Source organism: Leclercia sp. AS011 (genome assembly GCF_037152535.1).
Taxonomy (GTDB): Bacteria; Pseudomonadota; Gammaproteobacteria; order Enterobacterales; family Enterobacteriaceae; genus Enterobacter.
This window is the reverse complement of sequence record NZ_JBBCMA010000004.1, coordinates 202,264-218,887: the sequence shown is the minus strand read 5'-3', so window position 1 is coordinate 218,887 and position 16,624 is coordinate 202,264. Positions and strand designations below refer to the sequence as shown.

15 protein-coding genes and 1 tRNA gene are annotated in these 16,624 nt (G+C 53.8%); 13 read left to right on the top strand and 3 right to left on the bottom strand.

Annotated features, from left to right (window positions below; genetic code table 11):
* Positions 1 to 9: 9 nt before the first annotated feature.
* Genes WFO70_RS17140 through ureG form a run of 6 tightly spaced genes read left to right on the top strand, consistent with a single transcriptional unit; the run spans position 10 to position 4,341 of the window.
* On the top strand, positions 10 to 324 hold the full coding sequence (locus WFO70_RS17140; protein WP_337017785.1) for an urease subunit beta: 315 nt from the start codon (positions 10 to 12) through the stop codon (positions 322 to 324).
* Positions 317 to 2,020: an urease subunit alpha gene (gene ureC, locus WFO70_RS17135; protein ID WP_337017783.1), complete on the top strand. Its 1,704-nt coding sequence runs from the start codon at positions 317 to 319 to the stop codon at positions 2,018 to 2,020. The genes WFO70_RS17140 and ureC overlap by 8 nt, the downstream gene beginning before the upstream one ends.
* A 9-nt stretch (positions 2,021 to 2,029) precedes the next feature.
* The gene (gene ureE, locus WFO70_RS17130) at positions 2,030 to 2,494 is read left to right on the top strand and encodes an urease accessory protein UreE (RefSeq protein WP_337017781.1); all 465 of its coding nucleotides are present in this window, start codon (positions 2,030 to 2,032) and stop codon (positions 2,492 to 2,494) included.
* Between the two features lie 9 nt (positions 2,495 to 2,503).
* On the top strand, positions 2,504 to 3,043 hold the full coding sequence (locus tag WFO70_RS17125; protein WP_337017779.1) for a HupE/UreJ family protein: 540 nt from the start codon (positions 2,504 to 2,506) through the stop codon (positions 3,041 to 3,043).
* Positions 3,043 to 3,714, top strand: coding sequence for an urease accessory protein UreF (locus tag WFO70_RS17120; protein ID WP_337017778.1), 672 nt, complete (start codon positions 3,043 to 3,045; stop codon positions 3,712 to 3,714). The genes WFO70_RS17125 and WFO70_RS17120 overlap by 1 nt, the downstream gene beginning before the upstream one ends.
* Before the next feature lie 9 nt (positions 3,715 to 3,723).
* A complete protein-coding gene (gene ureG, locus WFO70_RS17115; protein ID WP_337017776.1) occupies positions 3,724 to 4,341 on the top strand; it encodes an urease accessory protein UreG in 618 nt (205 codons plus the stop codon).
* A 31-nt stretch (positions 4,342 to 4,372) separates the two neighbouring features.
* Here ureG and WFO70_RS17110 read toward each other — a convergent pair whose 3' ends face one another.
* Positions 4,373 to 6,361 (bottom strand): S8 family serine peptidase, encoded by a 1,989-nt coding sequence (locus WFO70_RS17110; protein ID WP_337017774.1) that lies wholly within the window; start codon positions 6,359 to 6,361, stop codon positions 4,373 to 4,375.
* Between the two features lie 339 nt (positions 6,362 to 6,700).
* Here WFO70_RS17110 and WFO70_RS17105 point away from each other — a divergent pair, with 339 nt between their 5' ends.
* Complete coding sequence (locus tag WFO70_RS17105; RefSeq protein ID WP_337017772.1) at positions 6,701 to 7,372, top strand: response regulator transcription factor; 672 nt, start codon at positions 6,701 to 6,703, stop codon at positions 7,370 to 7,372.
* A gap of 18 nt (positions 7,373 to 7,390) precedes the next feature.
* Here the strand turns inward: WFO70_RS17105 and tsaD are convergent, their stop codons facing one another.
* Entirely contained in the window at positions 7,391 to 8,404 is a 1,014-nt protein-coding gene (gene tsaD / locus WFO70_RS17100) for a tRNA (adenosine(37)-N6)-threonylcarbamoyltransferase complex transferase subunit TsaD (protein WP_337017770.1), read from the bottom strand.
* 236 nt (positions 8,405 to 8,640) lie between these two features.
* Between tsaD and rpsU the strand changes: the two genes are divergently transcribed.
* From rpsU to rpoD, 3 genes are all read left to right on the top strand, one after another.
* The gene (gene rpsU, locus WFO70_RS17095) at positions 8,641 to 8,856 is read left to right on the top strand and encodes a 30S ribosomal protein S21 (RefSeq protein WP_001144069.1); all 216 of its coding nucleotides are present in this window, start codon (positions 8,641 to 8,643) and stop codon (positions 8,854 to 8,856) included.
* Positions 8,857 to 9,092: 236 nt separating this feature from the next.
* Positions 9,093 to 10,838, top strand: a complete 1,746-nt coding sequence (gene dnaG / locus WFO70_RS17090; protein ID WP_442913395.1) for a DNA primase — start codon at positions 9,093 to 9,095, stop codon at positions 10,836 to 10,838.
* A 111-nt stretch (positions 10,839 to 10,949) separates the two neighbouring features.
* Positions 10,950 to 12,839 (top strand): RNA polymerase sigma factor RpoD, encoded by a 1,890-nt coding sequence (gene rpoD, locus WFO70_RS17085; RefSeq protein ID WP_337017917.1) that lies wholly within the window; start codon positions 10,950 to 10,952, stop codon positions 12,837 to 12,839.
* 214 nt (positions 12,840 to 13,053) lie between these two features.
* Here rpoD and mug read toward each other — a convergent pair whose 3' ends face one another.
* Complete coding sequence (gene mug, locus WFO70_RS17080; RefSeq protein ID WP_262672115.1) at positions 13,054 to 13,560, bottom strand: G/U mismatch-specific DNA glycosylase; 507 nt, start codon at positions 13,558 to 13,560, stop codon at positions 13,054 to 13,056.
* Positions 13,561 to 13,685: 125 nt separating this feature from the next.
* Here mug and WFO70_RS17075 point away from each other — a divergent pair.
* From WFO70_RS17075 to WFO70_RS17065, 3 genes are all read left to right on the top strand, one after another.
* Positions 13,686 to 13,761: transfer RNA gene (locus tag WFO70_RS17075), tRNA-Ile, on the top strand.
* Between the two features lie 149 nt (positions 13,762 to 13,910).
* Positions 13,911 to 14,690, top strand: a complete 780-nt coding sequence (locus WFO70_RS17070) for a hypothetical protein (protein ID WP_337017766.1) — start codon at positions 13,911 to 13,913, stop codon at positions 14,688 to 14,690.
* A gap of 83 nt (positions 14,691 to 14,773) precedes the next feature.
* Positions 14,774 to 16,540 (top strand): P-loop NTPase fold protein, encoded by a 1,767-nt coding sequence (locus WFO70_RS17065; protein ID WP_337017764.1) that lies wholly within the window; start codon positions 14,774 to 14,776, stop codon positions 16,538 to 16,540.
* Positions 16,541 to 16,624: the final 84 nt, after the last annotated feature.

The window sequence follows — 16,624 nt, the reverse complement described above, 5'->3', positions numbered from 1 at the left end:
GGGGGCAACATGATCCCAGGCGAATATCAGATACAACCCGGACAGATCGTTATCAATGCCGGGCGCAACACGCTGACGACGATCGTCGAGAACCACGGGGATCGGCCTATCCAGGTCGGATCCCATTACCATTTTTACGAAGTGAACCCGGCCCTGAAGTTCGATCGTGAGCCCACCAGAGGCTACCGGCTGAACATTGCCGCCGGTACCGCCGTGCGCTTCGAACCCGGCCAAAAACGCGCCGTCACGCTGGTGCAGGTGGCAGGCGCACAGCGACTGGTCGGCTTTCGCGGCGAGGTGATGGGCGAGGTGGATCATGGCTGAGATCTCCCGTCAGGCCTATGCCGACATGTTTGGCCCCACCACTGGGGATAAAGTGCGGCTGGCCGATACCGACCTGTGGATCGAGGTGGAACAGGATCTGACGATCTACGGCGAAGAGGTGAAATTCGGCGGCGGGAAGGTGATCCGCGACGGCATGGGCCAGGGACAGATGACGGCGCAGGATTGCGTGGATCTGGTTCTGACCAACGCGCTGATCGTCGATCACTGGGGGATCGTCAAAGCCGATATCGGCGTGAAGGAGGGCAGGATCGTCGCCGTCGGCAAAGCCGGTAACCCGGACATTCAGCCCGGCGTGACCATCCCGATTGGTGCCGCCACCGAGGTGATCGCCGCCGAAGGCAAGATCGTCACCGCGGGCGGGGTCGATACCCATATCCACTGGATCTGCCCCCAGCAGGCGGAAGAGGCGCTGGTCTCGGGCGTCACCACCATGATCGGTGGCGGCACCGGGCCTGCCGCGGGCACCCACGCCACCACCTGCACGCCGGGACCCTGGTATATCGCGCGGATGCTGCAGGCCGTCGACACCCTGCCGGTCAACGTTGGCCTGTTGGGCAAAGGCAACGCCTCCAACCCGGATGCCCTGCGCGAGCAGGTTGCGGCGGGTGCCATTGGCCTGAAAATTCATGAGGACTGGGGCTCAACCCCCGCAGCCATCGACTGTGCCCTGACGGTGGCGGATGAGATGGATATCCAGGTGGCGCTGCACAGCGACACCCTCAACGAGGCCGGGTTTGTCGAAGACACCCTGGCGGCCATCGCCGGGCGCACCATCCACACCTTCCACACCGAAGGGGCGGGCGGTGGTCATGCGCCAGATATCATCACCGCCTGCGCGCATCCCAACATTCTACCCTCCTCCACCAACCCGACCCTGCCCTACACGGTCAACACCATCGACGAGCATCTGGACATGCTGATGGTCTGCCATCATCTCGACCCGGATATCGCCGAGGACGTGGCCTTTGCCGAATCGCGCATTCGCCGGGAGACCATCGCCGCCGAGGACGTGCTGCATGACATCGGGGCCTTCTCGCTCACCTCGTCGGATTCGCAGGCGATGGGTCGGGTGGGCGAAGTGATCATCCGCACCTGGCAGGTGGCGCACCGCATGAAGGTGCAGCGCGGCCCGCTGGCGGAGGAGACTGGCGATAACGATAACCTGCGGGTGAAGCGCTACATCGCCAAATACACCATCAACCCGGCGCTGACCCACGGCATCGCCCATGAGGTCGGGTCGATTGAGGCCGGAAAGCTGGCCGATCTGGTGGTCTGGTCCCCGGCCTTCTTTGGCGTGAAGCCCGCCACCATCGTCAAAGGCGGGATGATCGCCTGCGCGCCGATGGGCGACATTAACGCCTCGATCCCCACCCCGCAGCCGGTGCACTACCGGCCGATGTTTGGCGCGCTGGGTGCCGCCCGCCACGCCACCCGCCTGACGTTTCTCCCGCAGGCCGCTGCCGATAACGGCATCGCGCAGCAGCTGAACCTGCAAAGCGCCACCGCGGTAGTGAAAGGCTGCCGGACGGTGAAAAAGGCCGACATGATCCACAACGGCCTGCAGCCGAACATTACCGTCGACGCGCAAACCTACGAGGTGCGCATCGACGGAGAACTGATCACCAGCGCCCCGGCAGAGATCCTGCCGATGGCGCAACGCTATTTCCTGTTCTGAGGAGGATTCATGATCGCTTTAACCCAACGCCTCGACCATTCGCACCCCGTCACCGCCCGCGTGACGCTGCCGATTGATGTCCGGGTCAAGAGCCGCGCCCGCGTGGTGCTGGACGACGGGCGCGATGCCGGGCTGATGCTGCCGCGCGGCCTGCTGCTGCGCGGCGGCGACCTGCTCATCAGCGACGACGGTCGTGAGGTGGTGGAGGTCATTGCCGCCGCCGAGCCGCTGTCGGTGGTGCGCTGCGCCGACCCTTTCCTGCTGGCCCGCGCCTGCTATCACCTGGGCAACCGTCACGTGCCGCTGCAAATCCTGCCCGGCGAGCTGCGCTATCACCACGATCACGTCCTGGACGAGATGCTGCAGCTGTTCGATCTGGAGGTGACCTTCGCCAGCCTGCCGTTCGAACCGGAAGCGGGTGCCTACGCCAGCGAAGGCCATTCCCATTCGCACTCTCACGCTCATTCACATTAAGGATTCATTATGCGCAAGTTGTTACCCCTGCTGCTGCTGGCCTTCTCCCTGCCTGCGCTGGCCCATCCGGGACACGGCAGCGACAGTTTTCAGGCTGGCTTTTTCCATCCCCTGACCGGGCTGGATCATCTCCTGATGCTGACCGGCGCTGGCGTGCTCGCCGCCCTGAGCGGCCGCAAACTGCTGATGCCCTTTGCCACCCTTGGCATGATGCTGACCGGAGCCGTCGCGGGCAGCCTGTTGGGCGGCTTTGGCGGCATGGAGATGCTGATTATCGCCTCGCTGGCAGTATGCGGCGCGATGATGTTCAAAACCGAAAACCGCCTGCTGCTGGCCGTGCCGGCGCTGGCGATGTTCCACGGCTGGGCGCACGGGGTTGAGATGGCAGGCCACAGCTTCTGGCTGTTCACCAGCGGCTTTATGCTCGCCAGCGCCGCGGTGCTGTGCGTCAGCTTTGCTGCGGGCCTGCTGCTGCGTCGTCACGACGGGCTGCGTAAAATCTTCGGCGGGGGGCTGATCGCCTCTGCCCTGCTGGCGCTGATGAGCTGATGGATCCGTCCCGCCAGCTGCGCCTGATGCAGCTCACCAGCAGCAGCCTGCCGGTGGGATCCTATACCTGGTCGCAGGGGCTGGAGTGGGCCGCGGAGGCAGGCTGGGTCACCACCCCGGCGGCGTTCAAAGCCTGGCAGTGTCAGCAGATGGAGCAGAGCTTTTTCTGCGTCGATCTGCCGCTGTTTGCCCGCCTGTACCGCGCCTGCGAGCAGCAGGATATGAAAGCTGCCGCGCGCTGGACGGCGTATCTGCTCGCCTGCCGCGAGACCCGCGAGCTGCGGGAAGAGGAGCGCAACCGCGGGGCGGCCTTCACCCGGCTGATCAAAAGCTGGGAGGCTGATTGCCCGCCCGACTGGTTGCCGCTGTTCGCGCAAAGCCAGCTGTGCGGCATGGCGTGGCTCGGCGTGCGCTGGGGGATCGGCCTGCGTGAAATGGCGTTAAGCCTCGGCTACAGCTGGATTGAGAGCGCGGTGATGGCGGGCGTCAAGCTGGTGCCTTTTGGACAGCAGGCGGCCCAGCTGTTGATCATCGAACTGTGCGAGCGTTATGCCGACGGGCTGGAGCAGGCGCTTTTGCGCCGCGATGACCAGTTGGGGGCGGCCACGCCGCTCTCCGCCATCGCCTCGGCGCGTCACGAAACCCAATATTCACGGTTATTCCGTTCCTGAGGAGTCTCTATGTCTGAGTACAAACACCCCCTGCGCGTCGGCGTCGGCGGCCCGGTGGGGTCGGGCAAAACTGCCCTGCTGGAAGCCCTGTGTAAAGCGATGCGCGACCAGTATCAGCTGGCGGTGGTGACCAACGATATCTACACCAAAGAGGATCAGCGTATCCTCACCGAAGCGGGTGCGCTGGAGCCGGAGCGTATTGTCGGAGTGGAGACCGGCGGCTGTCCGCATACCGCGATCCGTGAAGATGCCTCGATGAACCTCACAGCGGTGGAAGCCTTAAGCGAGAAGTTCGGCAATCTGGATCTGATCTTTGTCGAAAGCGGCGGGGATAACCTGAGCGCCACCTTCAGCCCGGAGCTGGCGGATCTGACGATCTACGTGATCGACGTCGCCGAAGGGGAGAAGATCCCGCGCAAGGGCGGGCCGGGGATCACCAAATCCGATTTCCTGGTGATCAACAAAACCGATCTCGCCCCCTACGTGGGGGCATCGCTGGAGGTGATGGAGCGCGACACCAACCGCATGCGCGGCGAGCGGCCCTGGACCTTTACCAACCTGAAAGCGGGCGACGGGCTGGGGACGATTATTGCCTTCCTGGAAGAGAAAGGGATGCTGAAGATGTAAAAAAGCCTGGCATAACGCCAGGCTGTGAGGGTTATTTACAGCTGTTGCCCGTTGCGCCCTGCTGACGCCACACGCCCCAGCTTCCGCCGTTGCCCGGGGTTTCCTGGCCCGGGTTGACGTACCACTGGTTCATCCAGATTTTGCCGTCGTAAGAGACTTTGGTGCATTTGGTCGGATAGGCAATTTTTGCGTTATAGGCCGGGGCATCCAGCGCCGGGGCCGCGGGTTTGCTGACTTTGATGGTCATGCTGTCCTGAGCAGTACGGCCATCCGCCCCGGTAGTGGTCAGGGTATAGGTCACCTCACCTTCGGTGTTGGCCGGGATCACCGCCCAGGCGTTGGCGCTGTTCACGCTGCTCACCAGCGTGCCGTTGAGCTTCTCCTGCAGCCAGAAGGTGCCGGAACCTTTGGTCACGCTCCAGTTATACGACGTCGCATTCAGGCTCTTACTGCCGTCCAGCGGCCAGGTGCTGACGCCGGTAGCTGGAGAAACCATGGTGTAATCTGCGCCCGCTACCGCAGTCGGGGCCGGAAGGGTGGTATCGCCCCCCGATTTCAGGGCCATAATCCGGGCAACGGCGCGCTCCATATCCGGGTAAGTACCAATCTTCGCTGAATCTCCGTTTGCCAGCGGCGTACCGGTTTCCTGCAGGATCTGACGCATCTGTTTCGGCGTGACGGTGATACCGTTCGCTTTTGCAATCCCTGACAGGCTCGCCACCACCCCCGCGATAATAGGGTTCGCTGACGAGGTGCCGGAGAAGGTTTGGGTGTAGGTATTGACCCCGTCTTTGTATAAATCGCCGCCCCCGGTGGTGACGACATCCCAGCAGCCCCACGCAGCGCTGGTCACACGCGATCCATAGCTACTGAAGTAGGCTCTTTTGCCATCTTTTGCGCACATCGCCCCGACAATAATTGCGCCGGAGTCTTTGACAGAGAGATCAAACTTGCCGTTGTACAGCGGATCGTCGAGATTAACGTTGCCGTTACCGGCGGCGGCGATGACATAAACGCCTTTATCCGTCAGCGCCTTAGTAATATCAAAGAAGGCGGGCTGCGCCTCCCACGGAGTTAAACAGTCTTTGGTGCAGCCGGCAGGCTTGATGCTTTCGGCCTGCATACCTACCTGCACCACATCGCCCGCTTTCAGCAGGGGGATCATGTTATACATATTGGTGGTTTGCCAGCCCGCGTAGCCCACCTTGCTGTTCCAGGTGAAACCGCGAATGCCCGCGCCGATATCCCTCCCCGCCATAATGCCCACTGAGGCTGAATCATGTTCGCCACACGACGGAACCCAGGAGCTATCCCCCTGTAATAAGGACATCGTCGGCAGGTTGATGTGGTCCGTATTCCATGCGCAGTTCTCAGAAGAGATAATAGTGATGCCCGTGCCATCACTACCGGCATAGCCGTTCAGGCTTTCACGACCCACGCCCCCCATGTAATAACCCGGCCGTTTTTCCGTTGCCGATTTTAAATAATCTTGTTGGTTGCGGAAGTCAGGAACAGCGGATGCCGTCAGGGAGGCCGCGCCGACTGATTTAAGTAAGGCCGGTGTCGAGGTATTATCATGCCGGTATTCATCCAGCGAGATCGGCATCGGTTCTGCATAAACTAACTCAACGTCGGGATTTTGCTCCAGCTCAGCAATAGCCCGGTTAATATAGTTTTGATCCTGGCTTTTGTTTTCAGGAAGCTCCACACGCATATAGCGATCAAAGCCGTAGGTGGCATCCAGCTTAGCTAACTCATCCGACTGGGTGCTACGAAGTTTATTTGAACGAAACATGCGGGTCGGCACCAGAGAGGGATCGCTGAGCGACAGTTCATGTGAAGTTGTGGTTGCGGTCGTCGCGGTCGATTTCAGCAGCGGCTTACTGGGCTTAAGCTTTATCACGATTGCCGTGTAGGTAACGCCTTCCTGAGCGAGCCCGACATTGGCGGGCGCTATTTCGGCGTAGGCCGAACAGGTCACAGCCGCGCAAATTAACAGAGAGAGAATACTTTTTTTCATTTTAGCCAACATCCTTTATGACATGTAATAAATAACATTCCTTATTTTCAGCCTGAATGAAAAACGCACGCCCACCAATAAGAGTGCTCTTTTTAAAAGCAAGAATATTCCCGACGTTATATTACTGGGCGCAACCCTAAACCGCGTAATTCTGTCAACCGGAGATGGGAATAAAAATAACCAAAATAGTCAACCGGGCAATCGAGATAATTAAGGCAAGCATACTTTCATATAATAATATTTATTGTCACAGCAGTAAGCCAATATCCGATTCCGATAAGATATTCCTCTGGCTACGTAGCGCTCGACCACGTTGCGGAAAACGCTTAAGGAAACCTGATGACCATTAATATTGCGATTGCGGATGAACATACCCTTATTCGTCGGGGTGTACAGGCCATGATTCTGGACGGTGCCGGACATGCTTCCGACGCCCTCCTCCCCGTTTGCTTTGGCATCTCTGGCGAAGCGGCATCGAATGGCGAGCTAATGGCCTTACTCGCGCAGCACACGACGGATATCCTATTGCTGGGGAGTACGCTTATCCATTCGGTAAAAGATATGGAGGGCCTGACGCTGGTCAAATGGTTGGCGTATAACTATCCGACGCTGAAAATACTCATGCTCTCGTCCGATACCAATCCGCTAATGATCCGTCTGGCGCTGGAAGCGGGCGCCAGCGCCTACCTGACGCGCAATATGAATGAAACCATCCTTCATCAGGCGCTCCATGCGGTCATTAACGGCGAGGTTTTTGTCGAGCACGCGCTGATGAACACGCTCTTTCAAAAAGGAAAAGCGGCCAACGAGGCGCTCTCGCTACGGGAAACGGAAGTTCTGCGCTTGATCTGCAAGGGGATGAATCTGACCACTATTTCGAGGCGGTTGCACCTGAGCATTAAAACCGTGAGTGCACACAAACTGCGGGCGATGGAAAAATTAAATGTCTCTAACGACTACCACCTTTACTACCTGTTAACCACAACCCGGATGTTTGATAGTGCAATCTGACACCCGGGTTGATAACCGTCACGCCTCCGGCAACTCCGCCAGCGGCCAGCGTGGACGCACTGAGACGCTCAGATCGGACGTCGCCCCGGCGTTCAGACGTACCATACCCGCGTAGGCGATCATCGCCCCGTTATCGGTACAGAATTCCGGACGGGCATAGAACACTTCTCCGCGACGTTTCTGCATCATCTCGGCCAGTTTGGCACGCAGCGTACGGTTGGCGCTGACGCCACCCGCCATCACCAGGCGCTTAAAGCCGGTCTGATCCAGGGCGCGCTTGCACTTGATCATCAGGGTATCCACCACCGCATCTTCAAAAGCACGGGCGATATCGGCGCGGGTCTGATCGTCGTCGTCATTATTACGGATGGTGTTTGCCGCGAAGGTTTTCAGGCCGGAAAAGCTGAAATCCAGGCCCGGACGATCGGTCATTGGACGCGGGAAGACAAAGCGCCCTTCCGTCCCCTGGGAGGCCATCTTCGACAGCATCGGGCCGCCCGGGTAATCGAGCCCCAGCAGCTTGGCGGTTTTGTCGAAGGCTTCACCGGCGGCGTCGTCGATGGACTCGCCCAGCAGCTCGTACTTGCCAATGCCGGTGACGCTAATCAGCTGGGTATGGCCACCAGAGACCAGCAGCGCCACGAAGGGAAATTCCGGTGGATTCTCTTCCAGCATCGGTGCCAGCAGGTGCCCTTCCATATGGTGAACCGGGATAGCCGGGACATCCCATGCGAACGCCAGCGAACGGCCAATGGTCGCGCCGACCAGCAGCGCGCCGACCAGACCCGGACCGGCGGTGTAGGCCACCGCATCAATATCGTTTGCCGTTAAGCCCGCCTCTTTCAGCGCCGCCTGAATCAGGGGCACCGTTTTACGCACATGGTCGCGGGAGGCCAGCTCCGGCACCACGCCGCCGTAGTCAGCATGTAATTTCACCTGACTATACAGTTGGTTGGCGACCAGCCCGTTTTCATTGTCGTAAATCGCGATGCCGGTTTCATCGCAGGATGTTTCAATACCCAGTACACGCATGACTTGTTTTACCTCACTCAGATACCGCGCAGTGTAGAGCCTGGGCGGGGTGATGTAAAACTTTCCTCACCCCTGGAGTTCTCTTCGTGTATACTCCTCACCCTTATAAAAGTCCCTTTCAAAAACGGCCGCGGTGCTTTACAAAGCAGCAGCAATTGCAGTAAAATTCCGCACCATTTTGAAATAAGCTGGCGTTGATGCCAGCGGCAAACCGAATTTATAAAGGTGAGAGTTACATGCCGGTAATTAAAGTACGTGAAAACGAGCCGTTCGACGTAGCACTGCGTCGCTTCAAGCGTTCATGCGAGAAAGCAGGTGTTCTGGCTGAAGTTCGTCGTCGTGAGTTCTATGAAAAACCAACGACCGAACGTAAGCGCGCTAAAGCTTCTGCTGTGAAACGTCACGCGAAGAAACTGGCTCGCGAAAACGCACGCCGTACTCGTCTGTACTAATCTTTTGAGGACGCACGTCCTCAATTGCCAGACAGAGTAGTAGTCGTAAGGCCGTGCTTCCGGAAGGAATGCGCGGCTTGTTTTCGTTTATGAATCAGGATTTACACAAAATCATTCACACTGTATCAAGGCGGCAAGTGAGTGAATCCCCGGAGCTTACTTAAGTAAGTGACAGGGGTGAACGAGCGCAGCCAACGCAGAGACAGTTTGAAGGATGAAGTGTAATCACGGGGCCTATGGCTGGACGAATCCCACGCGTATTTATCAATGATCTGCTGGCAAGAACCGACATTGTCGATCTCATCGACGCGCGGGTAAAGCTGAAGAAGCAGGGCAAGAACTACCACGCGTGCTGTCCATTCCATAACGAAAAAACCCCCTCTTTCACCGTGAACGGTGAAAAGCAGTTCTACCACTGCTTCGGCTGTGGCGCGCACGGCAACGCCGTCGACTTTTTAATGAACTACGACAAGCTCGAGTTCGTTGAAACCGTCGAAGAGCTGGCTGCCATGCACAACCTTGAAGTGCCGTATGAAGCAGGCAGCGGGCCAAGTCAGATAGAGCGTCATCAACGACAAACGCTGTATCAGCTGATGGACGGCCTGAACGCATTTTACCAACAGTCTCTTAAGCACTCTGCGGCTGAGCCTGCGCGTCAGTATCTGAACAAGCGCGGACTGAGCGACGATGTTATTGCGCGTTTCGCTATTGGTTACGCCCCTCCCGGCTGGGATAACGTGTTAAAGCGTTTTGGCGGCAATAGCGAAGATCGTAAGTCCCTCATCGATGCGGGCATGCTGGTCACTAATGACAAGGGACGTAGCTATGACCGCTTCCGCGAGCGGGTGATGTTCCCCATTCGCGACAAGCGTGGCCGGGTTATTGGTTTTGGTGGCCGCGTGCTGGGCGATGCCCTGCCGAAATACCTCAACTCCCCGGAAACCGATATTTTCCATAAGGGCCGCCAGCTGTACGGCCTGTATGAAGCCCAGCAGGATAACGCTGAACCGCAGCGCCTGTTGGTGGTCGAAGGCTATATGGATGTGGTGGCGCTGGCGCAGTACGACATTAACTATGCCGTTGCGTCTCTGGGCACCTCCACGACCGCCGACCATATTCAGCTGCTGTTTCGGGTGACCAACACCGTGGTCTGCTGTTACGACGGCGACCGGGCCGGACGCGAAGCCGCCTGGCGGGCGCTGGAAACGGCACTGCCGTATATGACCGACGGGCGTCAGTTACGCTTTATGTTCCTGCCCGACGGTGAAGACCCGGATACGCTGGTGCGTAAAGAGGGTAAAGCGGCCTTTGAAGCGCGGATGGAGCAGGCTCAGCCGCTCTCCACGTTTCTGTTTAACAGCCTGATGCCGCAGGTCGATTTGAGCACCCCGGATGGCCGCGCCCAGTTGAGCACGCTGGCCCTGCCGCTGATTACTCAGGTGCCGGGCGAAACGTTGCGCATCTATCTGCGCCAGGAGCTGGGCAAGAAACTCGGCATTCTGGATGACAGTCAGCTTGAACGTTTAATGCCAAAGCAGGCGGATAGCGGTGCGGTGCGCCCCGTCCCTCAGCTAAAACGCACAACCATGCGTATACTGATAGGACTGCTGGTGCAAAACCCGGAGCTGGCGCCAAAAGTGCCTTCTCTGGCGGGTCTGGACCACGACAAGCTGCCTGGACTTGGCTTATTTGCAGAACTGGTCAACACTTGTCTGTCACAGCCAGGTCTGACCACCGGGCAGCTTTTAGAGCACTATCGCGGAACAAAAGCGTCCGCAACCCTTGAAAAACTGTCGATGTGGGACGATATAGCAGATAAAGATATCGCTGAAGAGACCTTCACCGACTCGCTCAACCATATGTTTGATTCGATGCTTGAACTGCGCCAGGAAGAGTTGATTGCTCGCGAGCGCACACAGGGTTTAAGCAGCGAAGAGCGCCGGGAGCTCTGGATGATTAACCAGGAACTGGCGAAGAAGTAAAAGAATTTAACGGCTTAAGTGCCGAATACCGTTCGGGCAGATCCCGACAGCCGCACTGAGAGGCAGCGGCACAAATACAAGTACGCCCTCGCTTTAAAGGTTGGCAGCCGTATCGCCGACACCAATCAAACGAATAAGTGTGGATACCGTCTTATGGAGCAAAACCCGCAGTCACAGCTGAAACTTCTTGTCCAACGTGGTAAGGAGCAAGGCTATCTGACCTATGCCGAGGTCAATGACCATCTGCCGGAAGATATCGTCGACTCCGATCAGATCGAAGACATCATCCAAATGATCAATGACATGGGTATTCAGGTGATGGAAGAAGCCCCTGATGCCGATGATCTGTTGCTTGCTGAAAACTCAAACAACACCGATGAAGATGCAGAAGAAGCTGCTGCACAGGTTCTGTCGAGCGTTGAGTCTGAAATCGGCCGCACGACGGACCCGGTGCGCATGTACATGCGTGAAATGGGTACCGTTGAACTGTTGACCCGTGAAGGCGAAATTGACATCGCTAAACGTATCGAAGACGGGATCAACCAGGTTCAGTGCTCCGTTGCCGAATACCCGGAAGCCATTACCTATCTGCTCGAGCAGTACGACCGCGTTGAAGCAGAAGAAGCGCGTCTGTCTGACCTGATCACCGGCTTTGTCGATCCGAACGCGGAAGAAGACATGGCGCCAACGGCGACGCACGTCGGGTCTGAACTGTCTCAGGAAGAGATGGATGATGACGAAGACGAAGACGAAGAAGAGAGCGACGACGACAGCAGCGACGATGACAACAGCATCGACCCTGAACTGGCGCGTGAGAAGTTCGGTGAACTGCGTGCGCAGTATGTCGTCACCCGCGACATCATTAAAGCCAAAGGCCGCAGCCACGCCGCCGCTCAGGAAGAGATCCTGAAGCTTTCTGAAGTGTTCAAACAGTTCCGCCTGGTGCCAAAACAGTTCGATTACCTGGTTAACAGCATGCGCGTCATGATGGACCGCGTCCGTACCCAGGAACGCCTCATCATGAAAGTGTGCGTTGAACAGTGCAAAATGCCGAAGAAGAACTTCATCACCCTCTTCACCGGCAACGAAACCAGCGAAACCTGGTTCAACGCGGCTATCGCGATGAACAAGCCATGGTCCGAAAAGCTGCGTGACGTGGCTGACGATGTGCACCGTGGCCTGCAGAAGCTGCAGCAGATTGAAGAAGAGACCGGCCTGACCATTGAGCAGGTAAAAGACATTAACCGTCGCATGTCCATCGGTGAAGCGAAAGCCCGCCGTGCGAAGAAAGAGATGGTTGAAGCGAACTTGCGTCTGGTTATCTCTATCGCCAAGAAATACACCAACCGTGGTCTGCAGTTCCTGGATCTGATTCAGGAAGGTAACATCGGTCTGATGAAAGCGGTTGATAAGTTCGAATACCGCCGTGGTTACAAGTTCTCCACCTACGCAACCTGGTGGATCCGTCAGGCGATCACCCGCTCTATCGCGGATCAGGCGCGCACCATCCGTATTCCGGTGCATATGATTGAGACCATCAACAAGCTCAACCGTATCTCCCGCCAGATGCTGCAGGAGATGGGCCGCGAGCCGACGCCGGAAGAGCTGGCCGAGCGCATGCTGATGCCGGAAGACAAGATCCGTAAGGTGCTGAAGATCGCCAAAGAGCCAATCTCCATGGAAACGCCAATCGGCGACGATGAAGATTCGCATCTGGGTGACTTCATCGAGGATACCACCCTCGAGCTGCCGCTGGACTCTGCCACCACCGAGAGCCTGCGTGCCGCCACGCACGACGTACTGGCTGGCCTGACCGCCCGTGAAGCGAAAGTCCTGCGTATGCGTTTCGGTATCGATATGAACACCGACCACACGCTGGAAGAAGTGGGTAAACAGTTCGACGTGACCCGCGAACGTATCCGTCAGATCGAAGCGAAGGCGCTGCGTAAGCTGCGTCACCCAAGCCGCTCTGAAGTACTGCGTAGCTTCCTGGACGACTAACAGTCCTGAACGTAAAAAAGCTCCCAATCGGGAGCTTTTTTTTTGGCTTTTTTCCCTTCGCTCTGTGGCAGCGTGCCCCCTAAAAAACGCCCGGCGGCGCTTTGCTTGCACGGGCCTACGGATCCCGTAGGCCGGGTAAGGCGTAGCCGCCACCCGGCAGTTCGCGCCTTCTCCCATAGAGCGGTCAGGCTGAGGGCATCAGCCAGCAGAGGATCTAAAGCCCCCGCGTCACTAGCGCCTCATCCAGCTCCCGATACGCCTCCACCAGCTTCTCCACCGTCGCCCTGTTGAGCCCGCTCGGATTAGGCAGCACCCACACCTGGGTCACGCCGATGGTAATGCTCTGCTTTCCCCACTGCACGCCCCGCTGGCTGAACGCCTGCTCGTAGGCCTGCTTACCCAGGATCGCCAGCGCCGCGGGCTGATAGTCCTCCATCTTCTTAATCAGTTCCCGTCCGCCGCTGCGCAGCTCATGCAGATTCACCTCGCTCGCCTGCACCGTCGGCCGTTCCACCAGCATGGTGATGCCGCAGCGCGTATCCAGCAGCTGTTGCTCCTCTTCCGGCTTCAGCAGCTTGTCGGTAAACCCGGCCTGATAGATCACTTTCCAGAAGCGATTTCCCGGATGGGCAAAGTGAAACCCGGTATGGGCAGAGGACTTGCCCGGATTGATGCCGCAGAACACCACCCTCAGGCCTGGCGCAAGGATGTCGTTGATCATGATTACTCCCGCTTAATGGTTCAGGCTCTAAGTATAAGAGATTGAAAATGGGTTGTTTATAAAAACAGCAGGCAGGTGGGTATGGCTGGATTGCGGCGAGGAGTTACTTTATAATCCTCCGCCACGGCCCCTTAGCTCAGTGGTTAGAGCAGGCGACTCATAATCGCTTGGTCGCTGGTTCAAGTCCAGCAGGGGCCACCAAATTTTTCCTTTATAATCATATGGTTATGCCACCTATTTAAGGTGGCTTTTTTGTATCTGTGAATGATTGTCGTAATCGTGTCGCATTAGATGTTAAATCCAATTCCCTAAAAGGAACGTTCCTTGCTTGGATATGAGGTTCAACTGACATGAAAGTGAAAAATGCGTTTTATTCAGTAGTGATTTTTTTCAGAACCAACCCGCATTTAGGACCATCAATAACACTTTTCGCATTAGGAATGATATTCCTTCTAACAATGAAGTTTTCTGCTGTGGCAGGGGCATTATTCGGAGCAGGTGCATCATTGCTCGGGGCGTGGATCTCAGATTTCAATTCACGTAAAAAAGAAATTGAGTCGAAGAAACAAAAAGAAAAGGATGCAGAAAAATATCTCACTCCTGAACTTTTGCGTACTGTAGCCAGAGTTCTTAATATTCAGGAGCGTGCAATAATTAACTATAGTATCACTGCGCAAGAAAATAATAGAAGTGGTGTACAGACATACCCTTTAAAACCTGATATCTACAATACAGTTAATTTATGTGATTTAAAGGAAGATTTTTTACCTTACCTTCCCTTGTTATATCCTAACTTTCCTCAATTTAGAGACTTACCCACAAGTAAAGCTATTAAGCTAATAGCTTATTACGATTCGCTCTTTGATCTTGAAGCCTTTGTAAATGACTGGTGGAAACGAGAGGTACAAATACCTTCAAATATTTTTAACTACATAGACCATCAAGCAGAATGCAGCCTTAGATTAGCTTTAGAATGTTTGAAAGAATTCCAGTTAGAAGAATCTGCCTATGGAATAGGTCATTCACAAAGTATATCTTCGCGAATCAAATCTGCATTAGAAAGAGCCATCAAAGCCAGAGAGCACGCAGAAACCGATTTTAAAAGAGTCAGGGCTAACCTAAACAGCTAAATAAATTCGATATCCGCCTTTACTCCGGACTATCCAGAATGATGTATTCTTCCTTAACCCTTTAACAAGATAAGAGAATTTATATGAATAATCTTACATATTTTACAACATACATCAATTATTATAACACCCTAATTAAACCAGGTTACGCCGTTCTTGTTACTGGTGAATGGGGGTCAGGAAAGACCCATCAAATAAAAAATATATTTTCAGAAAATGAAATGTATTATGTAAGTCTCTTTGATATTTCAACCGTTGAAGATATATATGCTAACGTTTTTTATAAGATGTCTCCCATTAAAGCTTTCGCAAAAGGCGCGGCTAATGGTATAAGCGACGCTAACGTTGGTATAGATGCTATGACATTTGGGTTAGGTGGGATAATTGGAAAAGTAGCAAACGCTGTAATAAAAGAAGAGGTGAAAACTGATAAGGTTATTGTTTTTGATGATATCGAACGCTGTTCAGTTGACATAAATAGTATTCTAGGAGTAATAAACAAGTATGTTGAGCATCATGGTTGTAAAGTAATTGCGATTGCTCATGACGAAAAAATAAAGTTATCATTTGGTGAGTCTAAAGAAAAAGTCATTGGACAAACATTAAAAGTAGAGCCAAACATTGAAGATATTTTTCAATATTTTATCAAAGAAGAAAACAAAGAATGCATACCTAATTCAATTAAAAAATGCATTCTTAATACATTCCTTGCCTCAAATTGCAAATCAATGCGGATCTTGAAGCACACCTTAAAAGATTGCTTACGTTTATTTGACAATATAGATGAAAAATACAAACAAAATCATAACGTTATGGATGATGTATTTACTTTCTTCACAGCATTTTCTATAGCGTTCAGATACGGAAATATTCACGAGGTAGATCTAACTGACAGAGCAGCCGTCTGCATCAAATATCATGTTTCAAAAGATAAGACCAATGCACCAGCAATACTGAAATTAAGTGACTCTTATAAAAAAAATGGTCTAACAATAGATCTCTCACGAAATACTTTTAACGATGAAACATTGATTAACTGTCTTTCTAAAGGCTACTATGATAGTAATTCAATCAATAATGATATTAGTGCTAATAGATTTTTGGAATCCGCCGACTCGCCTTCATGGTTACGATTGATGAACTTTGACGAAAAGACGTCAGAAGAAACTAAAGGTGTTTTAAATGATATCGAATATGAGCTAAGAAATAATAAGCTTACTGATCCAGGAATAATACTTCACATATTTAATTTAAAACTTTTAATGTCATTAATTCAGGCACATTCACTAACTTATGATGAAGTATTTAATCAACTACATTGCTATCTTAAGCGCCTGATTAATGATAATTTACTCCCCCCATCACAGAACAATAAAAGATTTAATAATTTCAGAGACTCATCGCATGGATATAGTTATTGGATCAAAGATGAATATAGACATGTTTCTACAAAGATGTTCGATTTAGTTGATCACTTCATGATAATTGCAAACAAAAAAATGTACCCGCAGTACATCAAAGAAATTCTTGAGTCTTTTACAAATATACCTTGCGATTTCTCAGAATTAGTGGCTCCCGGCTATAATAGCCAAGGGAAATATGCATATATTGATATACTAAAATCCATTAAACCGCACGAATTTGTAGAACATTGGCTTAACAGCCCGCTTGCAAATCATCAAAAGATCTCACGAGGTTTAAAGGATAGGTATTCCTCTGGAGCTATTTACAATGAGCTATCTGAAGAACTAACTTGGGCTCGAAAAGTAAATGCTATACTACTTCACAAGGCAGCTAAATGTACTGGCTTCGAGCGTTTAAGACTTGAGAGACTGATGTGCCAAATCTGAGGATTAATGTTGCACAAGAAAATTCATATTAGATTGCACTACTCTACATTAGATTAATAATTAATTCTTCATAAAGCATAACTT

What these genes read in the sequence shown, in the direction of transcription:
- WFO70_RS17140 (WP_337017785.1), top strand. Translation starts at nt 10, where the DNA reads ATGATCCCAGGCGAATATCAGATACAACCCGGACAGATCGTTATCAAT.
- ureC (WP_337017783.1), top strand. Translation starts at nt 317, where the DNA reads ATGGCTGAGATCTCCCGTCAGGCCTATGCCGACATGTTTGGCCCCACC.
- ureE (WP_337017781.1), top strand. Translation starts at nt 2,030, where the DNA reads ATGATCGCTTTAACCCAACGCCTCGACCATTCGCACCCCGTCACCGCC.
- WFO70_RS17125 (WP_337017779.1), top strand. Translation starts at nt 2,504, where the DNA reads ATGCGCAAGTTGTTACCCCTGCTGCTGCTGGCCTTCTCCCTGCCTGCG.
- WFO70_RS17120 (WP_337017778.1), top strand. Translation starts at nt 3,043, where the DNA reads ATGGATCCGTCCCGCCAGCTGCGCCTGATGCAGCTCACCAGCAGCAGC.
- ureG (WP_337017776.1), top strand. Translation starts at nt 3,724, where the DNA reads ATGTCTGAGTACAAACACCCCCTGCGCGTCGGCGTCGGCGGCCCGGTG.
- WFO70_RS17110 (WP_337017774.1), bottom strand. Translation starts at nt 6,361, where the DNA reads ATGAAAAAAAGTATTCTCTCTCTGTTAATTTGCGCGGCTGTGACCTGT.
- WFO70_RS17105 (WP_337017772.1), top strand. Translation starts at nt 6,701, where the DNA reads ATGACCATTAATATTGCGATTGCGGATGAACATACCCTTATTCGTCGG.
- tsaD (WP_337017770.1), bottom strand. Translation starts at nt 8,404, where the DNA reads ATGCGTGTACTGGGTATTGAAACATCCTGCGATGAAACCGGCATCGCG.
- rpsU (WP_001144069.1), top strand. Translation starts at nt 8,641, where the DNA reads ATGCCGGTAATTAAAGTACGTGAAAACGAGCCGTTCGACGTAGCACTG.
- dnaG (WP_442913395.1), top strand. Translation starts at nt 9,093, where the DNA reads ATGGCTGGACGAATCCCACGCGTATTTATCAATGATCTGCTGGCAAGA.
- mug (WP_262672115.1), bottom strand. Translation starts at nt 13,560, where the DNA reads ATGATCAACGACATCCTTGCGCCAGGCCTGAGGGTGGTGTTCTGCGGC.
- WFO70_RS17070 (WP_337017766.1), top strand. Translation starts at nt 13,911, where the DNA reads ATGAAAGTGAAAAATGCGTTTTATTCAGTAGTGATTTTTTTCAGAACC.
- WFO70_RS17065 (WP_337017764.1), top strand. Translation starts at nt 14,774, where the DNA reads ATGAATAATCTTACATATTTTACAACATACATCAATTATTATAACACC.